Below are 15,850 nucleotides of genomic sequence, written 5' to 3'. Positions count from 1 at the left end.
ACCTTTATCAAAGGTTATGCGTTCGTCATTTAGGCAAGTGGTAAAAAACCGCAGGGTAGACGGGATAAAACGTTTAACCATCCCATTTGTTTGTCACATTCTGAAGGTACTTTTATGCAAACCTACTTTCCCAATTGGAATCTATCCTTTTGGCTGGGTAATTGACCGTCTATCGTTTAAGCCCGACGGGTATGAACGGGGCATCTGCAACGCCACCGCAAGGAGACACCATGGAGACTATCGAAGCACTCATTCACCGTCGCAGCTGCCGCAACTACAGCGATCGTCCCGTCGAGGCCGAAAAGCTTGCACGTATTATCGAAGCCGGCCAATATGCACCGAGCGGCATGGGCCGCCAACCGGTAACGTTTGTCGCCGTCACCGACCCCGCGACCGTCGAGCGTCTTTCACAGCTCAACGCCCAGGTCATGGGCAGCAACAGCGACCCCTTCTATGGCGCCAAGACCGTTGTGGTGGTGCTGGTTGACCGCAGCGTGCCCACACATCTGGAAGACGGCTCGCTCGCTATGGGCAACTTGCTCAACGCCGCCTATGCACTGGGTGTCGATTCGTGCTGGATTCACCGCGCGCATGAGGTCTTTGACTCGCCCGAGGGCCTGGAGCTGCTGGCCAGCTGGGGACTGCCCGCCGACGGCAGCCTGCGCGGTGTCGGTAACTGCATTCTTGGCTACGCCGAGGACACGCTACCCGAGCCCAAACCCCGCCGCGACAACGTGGTATACGTCAAGTAGCGCAGGAGTGTCCCAAACTGCCGGCAGAAAAGGAACGTCCCCTTCTGCCGGCAAGCTATGTTGATATTTGAGTAGTCGTCGTTTCGTTCGTCTGGGCCGTTTCGGCGTCGTCGCCTTGCTTATCTTCGTCCTTTTGCGCGTCGGCGATGGTGGAGGCCGCCGCGACGATACCGCGCTGGGGTGCGACGCCCGTCTGGGTCTGAGCGCCCTCGACAACTTCTGTGCCTGCATGCGCGAGCTCGGGCGATTTAAACACTGCGTCCAAGTTGGCGCCACCGCCGGCGTAGCCGAGCGCGGCGAGTGCGATGACGATCACTGCAACGGCGGCCACGATCGGCACGTAGCGATGCCAGCCGGCGGGATTGAGCCCGCTGCGGCGAGCCGCCCCGCGGCTGATGTAGCCGAGCGTTCCGTCGTGCTTGAGCTTTGAGCCCACCACGCGTTTGCGGCCCCACAGCGAGGACTCTGCCTGCATTGCCAAGCGGGCGCTTGCCGAAGGATAGCCGTATTTAGTGCGCTTGAACGAGCCATCAAACCCCGAGGCGTGTTTGCCCCACGTCACCGATGTTGTGCGTCGGTTGACCGGCGCGGCACTCCGCCTTCTGCGGCTCGGTTTTGAAGTCTCAGCCATATGCCCTCGCACGCCGTAACCAAATCGAAACAATAACGCTTTGGACTGTAGCACACGCGTCGCGTGCGGTCACGGGCGCCTCGCTCAACGGTCATCGTCCTTCAGCAAGCGCCACAGCGTTGTACGGCTTATGCCCAGCACCTCCGCCGCACGGGTTCGGTTGCCGTGGAGATGGTCTACAACCAGATGCGCGATATCTCGCTCGGTATCGGCCAGCGGTCGCAGGATATACAGGTCACTTTCAAGCGTCGGGGCGCCAAAGGTTGCGGTCTTAATCACGTCCTCTTGGGCGAGCACTTCCTCCGCCACAGCGCGGTCCACCGTGCCCGTCCCCACCAATATATACAGTCGTTCCGAGACCTCGCGGAGCTGCAGATAGTTGCGCGGCCAGCGGTAAGCATCGAGCGTCTTCGTCGCCGCGGCAGACAGTGTGGGCGCTGCCGTCCCAAATGCGTCAGCGAGATATTCCAAATAGCGCGCAACCTTCGTCGACGCGGCTCCCTGCTCGGCGATTGCCGGCGCCACGCTCACCGCACAGGCGAAGCGCTCGGTCACAAAGGCGGCTTGATCACTTTCGCTGCCGCCCGGCATGTCATCCGCCGTCAGCACCACATGACAGCGCGTCGCCAACGCGGTGTCGGCCATCGTGGAAACCAGCTCGCGGAGGCGCTGGGGGCCAACCGCATTCCAGCCCTCAATGCAAAGTGTCAGCCCCGTTTGGAACAGCGGCGATTCGGAGCTTTTGAGCACATGGCGCCAACCGCGATCGGTGAGTTCATCGAGCGCGACGGAAACAAAGGGCTGATCGGCAAAAGGACCGTCCAGATAGAGGCGCTTGGCGATCTCAACCTGACCCGCTCCCAGCTCACCCTCGAGCATAAGGGGCACGCCGCGCGCATAGCTCTCGGCAACCGGTGCAGCCACCGCAGCGGCACCCTCAACGATGCCGTACGCGCTCGATTCATAGCGGGCCTCAACTTCGTCGGCGTTGAGCCACTCGATGCCCGCATGCGCCGCGGCGCCGCGCACCTCGCGGACCACGACGACCCAAAGGCCCCCGCCCTCTTTGTCGGTGGAGCGAACGGTCAGGCTCAGACGCGTACCCGCACGCCCCATAACCAGACGCGCGCCATCTCCTATACGGTCGAGGCGCTCGGCAACAAAAGCTGCCACATCCCGCTCAAGCGCCGCGTCATTCATGGTCGAGATCGCGACGTCCCCACGCGCATCGATTGCCAATGCCGAAGCCCCGGCAGCAGCTAGGGCCTCGGTCAAGATGTTCAGCTTGGCATCGCTATCCATGATTTGCCCCCGTCTGCAGCGACGTGCAACCGCCGACGGTCGCACGACCAAGTGTTTCAAAATTGAACGATATTGCTCACCAAACACTATAGGGCAGAAAGCGCCGTCCTGCGAGTATAGGTGTTGCCCCGCATCGCCATCCTGGCGGGGCGATAAGAGCTCTTCGGGACTTATAAACCTGCGGACAAGCCATACCCGCAAGAGCTCCTATCGCTCCACCGTGAGAATGCGCTCACCAGCATGCAGCACGCAAATAAGCTACTTCTCTACCAGATTCCCAGCACGTGTTGCATTCCCAAACTCATGCACGCAATGCCAATCCAGCAGCAAAAGCCCAGCGCGATGGGCTTGCCGCCCTTTTTGACCAGCTCGACGATATCGGTATTAAAACCAATAGCCGCCATGGCCATCACAATAAAGAACTTCGATAGCTCCTTGATGGGCGCCGTAATGGGCGCGGGAAGCTGAAGCACCGTGGTGATCACGCTCGCCAGCACAAAGAACAGCACAAACATGGGAAACGCGCGTTTAAGGGAGAACGTGCTTTTGGCGTCGCCGCCAGCCTTGCGCGCCAGATGCATCTGCCAGCATGCGAGGACCAACGTGATGGGGATGATGGCCAGCGTTCTGGTGAGCTTGACCACCGTGGCGCTCTCGAGCACATTGGCGCCGGGATGCATGCTGTCCCAGGCGCTCGCCGCAGCCGTTACGGACGAGGTGTCGTTGATGGCGGTGCCGGCAAACAGGCCAAAGCCCTCGTTGGTCAGCCCGAGCATGCCGCCGAGCGTTGGAAACACGAGCGCCGCGATAACGTTAAACAGGAAGATGACCGAAATAGCCTGGGCAATCTCGCGATCGTCGGCATCGATGACGGGTGCGGTCGCGGCGATAGCAGAACCGCCACAAATCGACGAACCCACACCCACAAGCGTCGCGATCTTACCCGGCACGTTCATAACGCGACAGAGCACAAAGGCGATGACAAGCGAGGTCGAGATTGTCGCCACGATAATGGGCAGCGACTGGGCGCCCTTGGACAGAATCTGGGAGAGGTTCATGCCAAAGCCAAGCAGGATAACCGCGTACTGCAAGACTTTTTTGGACGTATAGGTAACGCCGGCGGCGAGCTGTTCGCGACGTTTCTTGGGAAAGACGAGCGCCAGGACCATGCCAAAGAGAATGGCAAACACCGGCCCGCCGACCACCTCAACCTGTTTGCCGAGCAACGTCGCGGGAATGGCGATGATCAGGCAGAACAAGACGCCTTTCCAGCGCTCGCGTACGATATTTGCCAGTTGCATATGGGATTCCTTCTTTCTATTTCACGTTTGCGACGGCTTATGATACGGCAACATTGAGCGCAGCCTTGCGCAAACACAGACTAAGATGCCGCAATAGTTCTCAGGCAACAGCCGAATTACCCACCGCGGAGAGCTGATTCGCGGCATAATTAACAACTGACATATGAGTTTGATAGAACAGTTGCGAGGCGCTATGGAAGAATCGATGCACGTCGGCGAGCAGGAAACGAGCCTACAGGACCAGTCCTACCACACCATTCGACGCAAAATCGTCTACCTGGACTACAAGCCGGGCGAAAAGCTGGGCGTCAAGCAGCTTTGCGATGACCTGGACATGGGTCGCACGCCCGTGCGCGAGGCTTTGGTTCGCTTGGCGCAGGAAGGCCTGGTGCGCACCGTGCCCCAGAGCGGCACCTACGTCTCACCCATCAACCTCACCCTTGCCGAGAGCGCCTGTTACATCCGCGAGCATCTGGAAAAGCAGGTGATTGTGGAGTGCTGTGCGCGCGCCACGTCGGCTGGCATCGAGCAGCTCGACCGCGCCATCGCGCTGCAGGAAAAGGCCATGGCCGAAGAGGATCGCATCGGCTTCTTTTTGAGCGACAACCTCATGCATCACATGATTTTTAGCATCGCATGTCGCAGCACAGTGTGGTCGTGGCTCGAAGAGACCAATGCCGACCTGGAGCGCTTCCGCTGGCTGCGCGCTGCCACGCAGGTTCTCGACAATCAGGACATCGTGAACGAACACAAGCAGATTCGCCGCGCTATCGCCGGTCGCGACCCCATCGAAGCGAGCTTTTTGGTTAGCAAGCACCTGCATATGATGTTCCGCAACCAGACCGAGGTTCTGGACCAGTTCCCCGAGTACTTCGAGACCAGCAAGCTCCGCTAACCTGCCAAAAAGGGACAGGTTCATTTTGGCAGGTTTTACCATGGAAAATGCAACAAGGCCCGGCTCCGTCTTGATGCGGAGCCGGGCCTTAGTTGTTAGAACGGCGGAACAACAATTATTCGACCGTGACGCTTTTCGCCAGGTTACGGGGCTGGTCGACGTCGCAGCCGCGCAGGATGGCGACCTCGCGGGCGAGCAGCTGCAGCGGGACACTCGCCGTGATGGGGCTGAACACGTCGCGGACTGCCGGCACGCGGATAATGCAGTCGGCGATCTTGTTGATCTCCTCGTCGCCCTCGGTGGCAACGACGATGACTTTGGCACCGCGCGCCTTGCACTCCATAAGGTTCGACACGGTCTTGTCGTAGGTGGCACTCTTGGTGGCCACAGCGATGACAGGGAAGCCCGGGTCGATCAGGGCAATGGGGCCATGCTTCATCTCACCGGCGGCATATGCCTCGGCGTGCAGGTAGCTGACCTCCTTGAGCTTGAGCGCACCCTCGTAGGAAATAGCGGCACCCATGCCACGGCCCACGAACAGCGCCGACTGCGCGTCCTTGCACAGCAGGGCAGCCTCATGAACGGCCTCGGTTTGGGTATCCAAAATCCACTGGATCTGCTCGGCCGTATCGGAAAGCTCGCGGAACAGCATGCGCGCCTGCTTAGTGGTCAAGCGGTACTTGACCTGCGCCAGCAGCAGGGCCAAAAGCGTAAGGCTCACGACCTGGCCGATGAAGCTCTTGGTCGAGGCGACCGCGATCTCCTTGTTGGCCTTGGTGTAGATGACGCCGTCGCTCTCACGCGCCACGGGGCTGCCCACCACGTTGGTGATGCCGAAGACCTTGGCACCCTTGATGCGCGCATCGCGAATGGCGGCAAGGGTATCGGCCGTCTCGCCCGACTGGGACACGGCAACGACAAGCGTCGTCGGCGTAATGATGGGGTTGCGATAACGGAACTCGCTGGCCGCCTCCACCTCGGTGGGGATGCGAGCCCAGCCCTCAATGAGATTCTTGGCAATGAGGCCAGCGTGATAGCTGGTGCCGCAAGCGATCACGTAGACGCGGTCGATGTCGTTGAGCTCCTCGAGCGAAAGGCCCAGCTCGTCGATGTCGAGCTCGCCGGCCGGCGTCATGCGGCCCACCAGCGTGTCGCGCACGACGCGCGGCTGCTCGTGGATCTCCTTGAGCATAAAGTCGGGATAACCGCCCTTTTCTGCCATGTCCAGGTCCCAGTCGATGTGGGTGACCTTGGGCTCGATAACGTTGCCGGCCTCGTCGGTGTACTCGACGCCTGCGGGCGTAAGCTTGGCAAACTGACCGTCCTCGAGCACCACGACATCGCGGGTGGCGTCGATGAGCGCGATGACGTCGGAGGCGACATAGGCGCCGGTCTCGCCCGTGCCGACCACGATCGGGGAATCCTTGCGGGCCACGGCGATCACGCCGGGCTCGTCAGCGCACACGACGGCCAGACCATAGGCACCGACCACGTGGGCGCAAGCCTCGCGCACGGAGGCCATCAGGTCGTGCGTCTCGGCATAAGCCTCTTCGATCAGATGCGCGAAGACCTCGGTATCGGTCTCGCTCTTAAAGTGGTGGCCGCGGCCCTCCAGCTCTTCGCGCAGCTCGGCGAAGTTCTCGATGATGCCGTTGTGGACGATGGCGATACGACCGTCGCAGCTGGTGTGGGGGTGAGCGTTAACGACGGAGGGCTTGCCGTGGGTGGCCCAACGGGTGTGGCCGATACCGCAGGTAGCGTCGCTGTCGATGTTGGAAAGCTCGCTCTCCAAGCCCGCGACCTTGCCCACGCGGCGGATGACGTCGAGGTGCGCCGCGGCGCCCTCGCCCACCTCGAGCGCGACGCCCGAGGAGTCATAGCCGCGATACTCCATACGCTTGAGGCCTGTGACCAGGATGTTCTTTGCAATATCAGAGCCGGTGTAGCCGACAATTCCGCACATAGGATAAATCCCTTCGTCCGCTTGACTGCAAAACGTCCACGCACAGGGGGCGCTGAGACGCATAACGTTCGAGTATTGTACTCACGCAAACGCAAGCTGATATACCAGAAGTGGTATCTCAACTTGAATACCACTCGATACACACACCCCGCCCCGAAGGGGGCAGGCACCTTCGTGGTGGTTTGGTCTGACAGCATCGTTTGCCCAGATAAAACCTGCCAAAATAAACCTGTCCCTAATAGGCGGGTTTTGACACCTCAGGGGCGGGCGATGCTACAATCTGGCTTGTACTTGAAACGCATCAAAGGGGCCGCTATGGCAAAGGTAAAAATCAGCGACGTCGCGCGCGAGGCCGGGGTTTCGTTGGGCACGGTTTCCAACGCGCTCAACCACCCCGAAAAGCTGCGTCCCGAGACCCTCAAGCTCATTAACGAAACCATCAATCGACTGGGCTACCTGCCCAACCAAAGCGCTCGTCAGCTCGCGGGCGGCGCCACCAAGTCCTTTGGCCTGGTGCTCCCCCGTCTCGACCACGGCTTTTCACTCCAAATCGCCAGCGGCGCCCACAACGAGGCCCGCAAGCACGGCTACGACCTGCTCATCGCCAACGCCGATAACGACGATATTCTCGAGGACCATTACCTGCGCTACTTTATGGGCACCCAGATGTCCGGCGTCATGGTTCAGCCCATGGCATCCCCCGACTGGCACCCCGCCCTGACCAAGATGCCCGTGCCGATCGTCCATCTGGACATCCATTGCTCCGAGCCCGGCTACTACGTGGCCGCCGACAACGAGGCACAAGGCCGCATCATCGCCGAGCTCGCCATCGCCCGCGGCGCGCACCATATTGTCGTCGTCGGCCGAGCAGCATTTATGCAACTCACCCTGCGCGTCCTTGGCATTCATAAGGCGCTCGCCCTACATCCCGATATCAAGATCGAAGTCATCGACGCCGGCGAATGGAATACCGCCGCCGACGGCTACGGCATCGGCACCCAAATCGCCGCGCGCCCCGCCGACGAACGCCCCGATTTTGTCGTCGGCCTGACCGACGTGCTGGCCTCGGGCGTCATCTCGGCGCTGGTCGACAAAGGCATCGCCGTCCCCGGGCAAGTACGCGTAGCAGGTTGCGATGGCAACCCGCTCGCTTGGAGCGGATCGGTCCCGCTCACTACGGTAGCGCCCCCGGGCTACGAGATTGGCCGCAAGGGCGTTCAATTGCTCATGGAGCAAATCGAGAACAAGGCCCCAGCAAAGACCAAGCATATCCGCGTCGGCTCTACAGCGCGCACCGTCACCGCAGTCACCGCCGCCGAGGACATCAACCGCCAAGAACTGGTACGTCCGTTCCTGCTGGAACGCGCCAGCACCCAGGCAAGCAGCCAGACCGACGCCACGGCCATCAACCTCGGTGCGTATCTATAGCACGCCCGCAAGTATGCTAAGTCGCCGCTCAAGCAAAAGAGGCCCGACCATTGCCGGACCCCTTTTGTTTAAGCGCAAACGTAAGCAATTGCTCGTTTCAACGCCGCAATTGTCTAGCGCACGGCCTTGACCGCCGCCGCCAGATCGAACAACGTATCGAGCACGGCCTCGCAGCCATCCACCACGTCCTGCGGCAGCGGCACGATATCGGGGACGGCAAAGACGTGGCAGCCAGCCGTAATGCCCGAGACGCAGCCGTTGCGCGAATCCTCGACCACGGCACATTCCTCGGGAGTAAAGCCCGCGCGCTCGCAGGCGAGCAGATACATCTCGGGGTCGGGCTTGCCATGCACGACGTCCTCGCCACACGTTACCGTTTCAAACTTGTCAAAAAGACCGAATGCTTTAAGGTTGCGCTCGGCCGTAACATGGCGCGATGACGTTGCAAGGCCTACGTGATAGCCCGCAGCCAACAGCTCGTCTATGCACTCGGCAGCGCCGGCCTTAAGCTCCAGATCGGTCTTGACCATCTCGTCGCGAATCTCCTTGTGGCGGACATAGATCGCCTCGGCGGTCTCGTGGCTGCCGTAATGCTTATCGAGGATGTTCATGACATCGGGTAGCGTGCGACCGATAAACTGATGGATCAGCGCTTCATCAATCGCGAGCCCCAACTCAGCGGCGCCTGCCTTCCAGGCCCTAATCCCCAAACGCTCGGTATCGACCAGCGTTCCATCCATGTCAAAAATAACAGCCTTGATCATATCGGTCCCCCATCGACTCTCGCTGTCGCATTGCCGCAACTCTACCGCATTTGACAACTTGTATATAACGTATATACCATATTGCACTTTCGTTACACAGATAGAAGTCTTATGGCAAGTAACGCATTAGGATTATAGTTTTCAATCGAGTACTCAACGATAAGGATCGTTTCATGATTTTAGACACCACGGCACCCGCAGAGGAGCTTCAAGACAAGCTATCGGCGCTCGAACAGCTGCTTTTGGCATACGGGCGCGTGGCTATCGGGTTTTCCGGTGGCGTCGACAGCAGCTTTTTGGCCGCCGTATGCGCCCGCATCATGCCTACCAATACCCTCCTCGTCCATCTCACCACGCCGCTCATCGGCACGCCCGAGCAGGCTTCGTTTGAGCGGTCCGTTGATGGACAAGCCAATGAAGGACCGCATTTTAAACTCCCCGTGCTCAATCTTTCGGTGGATCAGCTGCAGCTCCCCCAGGTAGCCTGCAACGATGCCAATCGCTGCTACCACTGCAAGCACGCCGGCTTTACCGCCATCGTCAACCACGCCAAGTCGCTCGGCTTTCCCACCGTCATCGATGGCAGCAATGCAAGCGATCGCGGTGACTACCGCCCCGGCATGCGTGCGGCAAAAGAGCTCGGCGTACGCTCCCCTCTCATGGAGGTCGGCTTTACCAAGGACGAAGAGCGCGAGCTGCTGCGCGCATGGGGCTATCCCGTTTGGAACCTGCCGGCGGGAGCATGTCTTGCCACCCGCGTCCCCACGGGCGAGGAGCTTACGCGCGAGAAGGTCGATTTAATCCGCGCCTGCGAGGATTACCTGCACGATCTTGATCTGGCACAGGTACGCGCGCGCTTGATCGGCGGCTGCATGCATATCGAGGCCGCACCCGCAGATGTCGCCAAGATTGCTACCCTCGGTGGCAACGCCGTTGACGCCGAGGGCAAAACCCCGCTGCCCGCCGCCATCGAGTCCGCGCTGCGCGAGCTGGGCTGCGACCATATCTCCCCCGAGGTCACCCCCTACATTCACGGCAACATGAACCTTTAGGTTACGCCGTTTTACAAACGGCGTAACTGCTCGGCGCTGCGCAGGCCCCGGGCACGGCAATCTGACGTTCAACTTCACGGGCGCGACCAAAAGGTCAGCGCCCGCTTGTTTCACGTCACCTTACCGCACCCGGAGCCCGCTCGCTCGCATATGCTCAACCTGCACTGCGTTAACTGACCTGCCAATAAGGGACAGGTTTATTTTGGCAGGTTTTATCTGGGGAAATATCGCGAGGCAGTCGCCCCCCTAGCACCCATCTACTTCGAGAGACACAAGAGGGGCGACTCGGCTGCATCTACTTCTTCCGATAGCGGCGGTTGCGGCTCGTCGATGAACCCATTACTTCGATGAGTCCTTTATCCGCCATTTTTGGCAGATGGTAGCGGACGGACGAAATTTTGACCCCCGATGCAACCGCTATTTCTCGCGCCGTCATATCCACTTCGGCTCTGAGAGCCTCCAGGATCCTATCCGCTGTCGAAGCTGACGATTCTCTGCTCATATCGATAATCTCAAACGTGTCTTTGCCACATTTTGACAGGACATGTTTATCGACAAGATTCCCGCAGATCAGGCGAATGTCATCCGAATCCCACTTCAGGGCCTCTCGTATTTTTTGAACATCGCATACGCACCCATGCTCCCGCATAAACATGAGCAATGTTTCCTCGCGATCCGTCAGCTCGGTGCCCACATGGCTCTGAATCCACGTGCGGTTTTCAGCAAGCTCCGCCCCGTGCCGGGAAAGCAGCACCGTAAACGAATCGGCCTTAACGATAAATTTCGGCCTTCCAAGCGAACGAGACTCCATCTCGCGAATCATAGCCGGGATACCAGATCCCTGGCTTTCTGCAACGGCCCCCTCGGCATGCTCTAACGGCGTCGCCCCCATTAGGCTCATGAGCTTTGGGTTTCGGCAGCGCGATTCCCCGTCTGCAAGATTGTCCACCGTCTTTCCGCCCCAAAGCCCACCGGGGTTTTTGATCTCTATTCTGTCTGGATAGATATCGACACTCACGGCCTGCCCCACAAACATGGGCGAATATTCTCGATGGATGCAGGCGTTTGCCAAGGCCTCGCGCAAAACCTCCTGGGGAACTTCCCAATCCTCCCTTCTGCCAGCGCCTTGCACTATCGCCGCTTTGCGCAAGTTCCGTCCAATCGCGACAAGGGCATCTTCGATGCAAGCCGGAATCGGGCCATCGCACAACTGGCGGTCAATAAACCGGGGTTGCCCGGGTGCAGATTTTTCCACATCGGAATGAACGGCGACATCAATCATGAGTTTGGGATAGAACTGCTGGGGGTAAATTCCCGCCGACAGAAGCCCTGCGAGCTTCACCGCACCATCCTTTGTAGTGATATTGAGTCTGACCAGCTGCTTTTCCAGCGTATCGGCCCCGCGCAAAACGCGGGGGGTCTGCAGCCGGCGATTTGCGATAATAGACCGCACGACATCTGGATCCAAATCCTCGACTGTTGCCTCCGAAACCACCGTGCCGTCTGCATCGCTCGGAAGCAACGCACTCTGCAGCTCATATAGCTCAGCGGGTGACATCTTGATATCTTTATCATCCACGCGCTTGTAGCTACCGTTCTGCACGCCGCGCGCGCCGATATAGCAAGGCTTCGCTTTAAGCTCAAGTTCAAAGATGCGCACCAGAAGCACCTGGAGCCCGTCGACCTCGCCTCGATCAAGCTCGTACCGCGGCGCATGGGTCACCACTGCCGCTGAGCCTCCGTCTCCGATACCCGAAACAAACTGATCGCGCACCCTATCGATAGCGAAGTTAGCCGAAGGAACAAATCCTTCGGCTTCGTTTAGGCCCAAAATAATGAGCCCACCCGCAGTGTTCGCAAAAGCGCTCACTGTCTCCCATACGTCTGCGCTCAATTTATTCGTGCAGGCTTTAACTTCTACCGATGCGTCATCAGTCCCCCGCCTGCGAAGGCGCTCAACGATAAGGCCAAGAGGTTCATCCAGCAGCATTGGCATTCCGTCTCTCTAAAACGATAGATTTATCTCTCTAAAGTATAGTATATCTCTCTAACTTTAGAGAGATAAGCACCTTATTTTAGAGAGACATTTAGAGAGATGTATCGAATTCACTGTTAGATAGCCCAATGTTATCTCTTTAACTGGCTTTCTCTTTAGAGAGACAATTAGAGAGACGAGCGCGACCTCTCTAATCAAGGGCACCACTCTTTAAGGTGCACACTCCCTAACCGTGCCCTAAGTTGCGGTGAAATAGTCCCCCGATTAACCTGCCAAAAAGGGACAGGTTTATTTTGGCAGGTTTTATCTGGGGAAACGCTGAATAGCCCCACATTCACAACCGCCGCAGCTCCATATGAGGCAAATGAATCCGTAGCATTTATCCCAAATCTTAAGTATTTGTTCGACAGAACGGCCCCTGCTGGCTCCTGCTAGACTGGTAGACTCCCAACCGTCCATCCAGGAGCCTCCATGTCGCGCAAGTCCGCCTACAAGCAAGTACTTTCCATCGGCACCGCCGTGGTGCTCGGGTTTGCGCTGTTTACGGGATCGCTCGACGGAGCGCCCAAGTTACTGTCGCCGCAAAGCGATGAGCAGGCGGCGGCTCTGGCCGAAAAACAAAACGAGAGTCCCAGCCGCACCGACGACGAGGCAGACCTGGTCGCTCGGCTCGAATCGGGAACGGCGAGCTCCCCGGACCCTCAAAACAGCCAGGACTCTGGCGATGGCTCCGATTCCGCCGCACCCGACACCGATGACGACGCTTCCGCGGACAGCGCCGCCGCCCCCATCGACGAGGTCGAAAACCCCGATCTTGACCGCGCCCGCGGCGTATACCTCAGCAGCATTCCCGACTACGCCGGCAACCCCTACGTTGCCCTTCGCGCCGACAGCATGCACCCGCTCGGCACGCCATCATTCACACTCGATGAATACGATCGCGCCACCGAAGAGGGCTGCTTTAAGAAATTCTCCAAGCTCGACAGCCTGGGCCGCACTCGCAAGGCGCTCGCCTGCGTGGGCCCCGAGTCACTCGGTCAAGGCAAGCGCGGCGATATCTCGCGTATCCATCCTGCCGGTTGGCACCAGCAGCGCTACGACTTTATTCCGGGCCAGAGCCTCTACAACCGCTGCCACCTTATCGCCTGGTCACTCTGCGGCGAGAACGCCAATCGCAAGAATCTCCTCACCGGCACGCGTTATCTCAACGAGACGGGTATGCTGCCGTTTGAAGAGCAGATTCTCAACTATATTCGCGATACGGGCAACCACGTGCTCTATCGCGTCACGCCCATGTATAACGAAGAGGAGCTTGTCTGCCGCGGCGTGCGCCTTGAGGCGCAATCGGTCGAGGACCACGGCAAGACCCTGTGCTTCCATGTGTACTGCTACAACCTGCAGCCGCACGTGCAGATCGACTACGCCACCGGCCGCAACCAGGCATCCGGAGACTAGCGCCGACCAAGCTGCCCAAAACCTAAAATGATCCGTTTTCCTCCGTCCCCCAAGGATCAAAAAGGGCCGCCCTGGATTGCCCAGAGCGGCCCTTGCACCGGCATGCATGTTGCAGGCAACGCCACACGCTACTTGGCGCGGCCCTCCTCATAGCGCTCGACCAGCTTGGCCTGAACGTCATAGGGAACCTGCTCGTAGCCGGCGGGCTTCATGGTAAAGTCGCCCGTGCCGCGCGTGATGGAGCGCAGGCGCGTCGAGTAATCCGTCAACTCGGCCAGCGGCGCCTGGGCAATGACCACGGTGTCTCCGCGCTCATCGGTCTCCATACCTGTCACGCGACCGCGCGAGGCCGAGATGTCGCCCATCACGGCGCCGGCGTAGCTCTCGGGGATCGTCACCGTGATTTCCTCGATAGGCTCCAGCACCACCGGATCGGCATCGGCGCATGCCTTGCGCAGGCCGATGCGAGCCGCCGCGCGAAACGCCATCTCGTTGGAGTCGACGCTGTGATACGAACCGTCGTACACCGCGACGCGAATGCCCGTGAGCGGGTAGCCGGCAATAATACCGTCCTTCATGGTCTCCTGGACGCCCTTGTCCACGGCGGGAATCAGCGAGCGCGGGATGCGGCCACCCACGACCTCGTCAACAAACTCATAGCCGTCGCTCGTGCCGTCGGGCCCAATGAGCGGCTCCACGCGCAGCCAGCAGTCGCCGTACTGACCGGCGCCGCCGGTCTGCTTCTTGTGGCGACCCTGGGCGCTCGCCGTGCGGCGGATGGTCTCGCGATACGGAATGCGGATCGGCACGCTCTTGGCGGCGACCTTGGTGCGGTCCTCCAGACGGTTGAGCAGCACCGAAACCTGCGCCTCACCAACGGCGGAGATAATGGTCTGGCCAGTCTCCTCGTCGCGGTCGATGCTCATGGTCGGGTCTGCCTTGCAGGCCTTCTCGATAAACGTGTAGAGCTTCTCTTCGTCGCCGCGATTCTCGGCCTCAATGGCGATGCGGTACTGCGAGTTGGGGAACTTAAACGCCGCAGCCTCGACCTTGCCGGTAATCGAGAGCGTATCGCCCGTCTCGGCCGCCAGCTTGGGCGCCACGATAATGTCGCCGGCATAGGCGTGACCGACCTCAGTCATGTCGCGGCCACACATCACATACAGGTGAGCCAGACGGTCGCTCTTGCGCGTACGGGCGTTGACCAGCTCAAGACCCGGCTCAAGCGTGCCCGTCAGCACCTTGATAAAGCTGATACGACCCTGCTGCGGGTCGGCCAGCGTCTTAAACACAAACGCCACCGGACGGTCGTCATCACTCGAGATCTTGAGCGAATCGCCGTCGATGAGCGGCATCTCGCCGTAGTCGGTCGGCGCCGGGAAGTACGTGGCGATGTCGTCCATCAGCGAGTTGACGCCCTGCTCCTTAATGCAATCGCCCGCAAAGACCGGCACAAAGATGCGCTCGGCAATCGCCTTCGACAGCAGGCCCTCAAGCTCCTCCTGCGTCAGCGTCTCCTCGCCTTCCAGGTACTTCATCATCAGCTCATCGTCAGCCTCGGCCACCAGCTCGCACAGATGGTCATGGGCTTCCTCGGCCTGGGCACGATACTCCTCGGGAATCTCCGACTCAACGGCTTCGGTGCCGTTGCAGTGGCGCGCCTTCATGCGCACCAGGTCGATGATGCCGTCAAAGTCCTCGCCCTCGCCCCAGGGAAGGGTCACGGCGCCCAAGCGCGTGCCAAAGCGCTCTTGCAGCAGGTCCATCGTGGTCGCAAAGCTGGCCTCGGAGCGCGACAGGCGGTTTACGAACACTGCACGCGCCAGGCGCAGGTCCTCGGCGGCATACCAGAGCTTAACCGTCGTAGGCTGTGGGCCGGCCTCGGCGTCGACCACAAACAGAGCCGTCTCGCAGACGCTCATCGCGGCAAAGGCGTCGCCGATAAAATCGGGGTAGCACGGGGCATCGAGCACATTGATGCGCGCGCCCTTCCAGTCGATCGGCGCAATGGTCGTCGAGATGGAAAACGCACGCTTGACCTCTTCGGGGTCATAGTCGAGCGTGGGCTTGGTGCCGTCGTGGCCGCCCAGGCGGGCGGTCTTGCCGGAAAGGTGGAGCATGGCTTCGGCGAGTGAAGTCTTGCCCACCCCGCCTTGGCCTACGAGCACCACGTTCCTTACGTTACCGGTCTTGGGAGCACCCATGATGACCTCCTTGCAGGGCCGCGCGCATTGCGCGACGCCAACGGGGAGAGTTCGCGGTCGGTGCCATCCCGGGAGCAGCATGGTCGGCAGCCGAGCCGACTCACCCT

12 protein-coding genes are annotated in these 15,850 nt (G+C 60.0%); 5 read left to right on the top strand and 7 right to left on the bottom strand.

All coding sequences use genetic code 11. From position 1 onward, the window contains the following. Positions 1–230 precede the first annotated feature (230 nt). On the top strand, positions 231–752 hold the full coding sequence (locus AAAX32_RS06855; RefSeq protein WP_349100351.1) for a nitroreductase family protein: 522 nt from the start codon (positions 231–233) through the stop codon (positions 750–752). A gap of 55 nt (positions 753–807) precedes the next feature. On the opposite strand, the gene AAAX32_RS06850 is transcribed toward AAAX32_RS06855, so the two are convergent. The 3 genes from AAAX32_RS06850 to AAAX32_RS06840 form a co-directional block, all read right to left on the bottom strand. After that, positions 808–1,383, bottom strand: a complete 576-nt coding sequence (locus AAAX32_RS06850; RefSeq protein WP_349100350.1) for a hypothetical protein — start codon at positions 1,381–1,383, stop codon at positions 808–810. 84 nt (positions 1,384–1,467) lie between these two features. Further along, positions 1,468–2,685, bottom strand: coding sequence for a helix-turn-helix domain-containing protein (locus tag AAAX32_RS06845; protein WP_349100349.1), 1,218 nt, complete (start codon positions 2,683–2,685; stop codon positions 1,468–1,470). A gap of 266 nt (positions 2,686–2,951) precedes the next feature. Next, complete coding sequence (locus AAAX32_RS06840) at positions 2,952–3,986, bottom strand: YeiH family protein (protein WP_349100348.1); 1,035 nt, start codon at positions 3,984–3,986, stop codon at positions 2,952–2,954. A gap of 193 nt (positions 3,987–4,179) precedes the next feature. On the opposite strand from AAAX32_RS06840, the gene AAAX32_RS06835 reads away from it, so the two are divergent. Continuing rightward, positions 4,180–4,881, top strand: a complete 702-nt coding sequence (locus AAAX32_RS06835) for a GntR family transcriptional regulator (protein ID WP_226790702.1) — start codon at positions 4,180–4,182, stop codon at positions 4,879–4,881. Between the two features lie 115 nt (positions 4,882–4,996). On the opposite strand, the gene glmS is transcribed toward AAAX32_RS06835, so the two are convergent. Next, complete coding sequence (glmS, locus tag AAAX32_RS06830) at positions 4,997–6,844, bottom strand: glutamine--fructose-6-phosphate transaminase (isomerizing) (protein WP_349100347.1); 1,848 nt, start codon at positions 6,842–6,844, stop codon at positions 4,997–4,999. Between the two features lie 315 nt (positions 6,845–7,159). Between glmS and AAAX32_RS06825 the strand changes: the two genes are divergently transcribed. Beyond that, a complete protein-coding gene (locus AAAX32_RS06825) occupies positions 7,160–8,272 on the top strand; it encodes a LacI family DNA-binding transcriptional regulator (protein ID WP_035138733.1) in 1,113 nt (370 codons plus the stop codon). A gap of 113 nt (positions 8,273–8,385) precedes the next feature. Here the strand turns inward: AAAX32_RS06825 and AAAX32_RS06820 are convergent, their stop codons facing one another. Continuing rightward, complete coding sequence (locus AAAX32_RS06820; RefSeq protein ID WP_055286235.1) at positions 8,386–9,036, bottom strand: HAD family phosphatase; 651 nt, start codon at positions 9,034–9,036, stop codon at positions 8,386–8,388. Between the two features lie 173 nt (positions 9,037–9,209). Between AAAX32_RS06820 and AAAX32_RS06815 the strand changes: the two genes are divergently transcribed. Then, positions 9,210–10,088: an ATP-dependent sacrificial sulfur transferase LarE gene (locus AAAX32_RS06815; RefSeq protein ID WP_349100346.1), complete on the top strand. Its 879-nt coding sequence runs from the start codon at positions 9,210–9,212 to the stop codon at positions 10,086–10,088. Positions 10,089–10,383: 295 nt separating this feature from the next. Here AAAX32_RS06815 and AAAX32_RS06810 read toward each other — a convergent pair whose 3' ends face one another. Beyond that, on the bottom strand, positions 10,384–12,078 hold the full coding sequence (locus AAAX32_RS06810; protein ID WP_349100345.1) for an ATP-binding protein: 1,695 nt from the start codon (positions 12,076–12,078) through the stop codon (positions 10,384–10,386). Between the two features lie 477 nt (positions 12,079–12,555). Between AAAX32_RS06810 and AAAX32_RS06805 the strand changes: the two genes are divergently transcribed. Further along, positions 12,556–13,539 (top strand): DNA/RNA non-specific endonuclease, encoded by a 984-nt coding sequence (locus tag AAAX32_RS06805; RefSeq protein WP_349100344.1) that lies wholly within the window; start codon positions 12,556–12,558, stop codon positions 13,537–13,539. A gap of 128 nt (positions 13,540–13,667) precedes the next feature. Here the strand turns inward: AAAX32_RS06805 and AAAX32_RS06800 are convergent, their stop codons facing one another. Beyond that, a complete protein-coding gene (locus tag AAAX32_RS06800) occupies positions 13,668–15,743 on the bottom strand; it encodes an elongation factor G (RefSeq protein ID WP_349100343.1) in 2,076 nt (691 codons plus the stop codon). Positions 15,744–15,850: the final 107 nt, after the last annotated feature.

The organism is Collinsella sp. CLA-ER-H3, assembly GCF_040092425.1.
Lineage (GTDB): Bacteria > Actinomycetota > Coriobacteriia > Coriobacteriales > Coriobacteriaceae > Collinsella.
The sequence above is the reverse complement of the archived record's forward strand: the minus strand, read 5'-3'. Positions and strand labels throughout refer to the sequence as shown.

Coding starts and splice junctions, on each gene's coding strand:
- AAAX32_RS06855 (WP_349100351.1), top strand. CDS start 231: ATGGAGACTATCGAAGCACTCATTCACCGTCGCAGCTGCCGCAACTAC.
- AAAX32_RS06850 (WP_349100350.1), bottom strand. CDS start 1,383: ATGGCTGAGACTTCAAAACCGAGCCGCAGAAGGCGGAGTGCCGCGCCG.
- AAAX32_RS06845 (WP_349100349.1), bottom strand. CDS start 2,685: ATGGATAGCGATGCCAAGCTGAACATCTTGACCGAGGCCCTAGCTGCT.
- AAAX32_RS06840 (WP_349100348.1), bottom strand. CDS start 3,986: ATGCAACTGGCAAATATCGTACGCGAGCGCTGGAAAGGCGTCTTGTTC.
- AAAX32_RS06835 (WP_226790702.1), top strand. CDS start 4,180: ATGGAAGAATCGATGCACGTCGGCGAGCAGGAAACGAGCCTACAGGAC.
- glmS (WP_349100347.1), bottom strand. CDS start 6,844: ATGTGCGGAATTGTCGGCTACACCGGCTCTGATATTGCAAAGAACATC.
- AAAX32_RS06825 (WP_035138733.1), top strand. CDS start 7,160: ATGGCAAAGGTAAAAATCAGCGACGTCGCGCGCGAGGCCGGGGTTTCG.
- AAAX32_RS06820 (WP_055286235.1), bottom strand. CDS start 9,036: ATGATCAAGGCTGTTATTTTTGACATGGATGGAACGCTGGTCGATACC.
- AAAX32_RS06815 (WP_349100346.1), top strand. CDS start 9,210: ATGATTTTAGACACCACGGCACCCGCAGAGGAGCTTCAAGACAAGCTA.
- AAAX32_RS06810 (WP_349100345.1), bottom strand. CDS start 12,078: ATGCTGCTGGATGAACCTCTTGGCCTTATCGTTGAGCGCCTTCGCAGG.
- AAAX32_RS06805 (WP_349100344.1), top strand. CDS start 12,556: ATGTCGCGCAAGTCCGCCTACAAGCAAGTACTTTCCATCGGCACCGCC.
- AAAX32_RS06800 (WP_349100343.1), bottom strand. CDS start 15,743: ATGGGTGCTCCCAAGACCGGTAACGTAAGGAACGTGGTGCTCGTAGGC.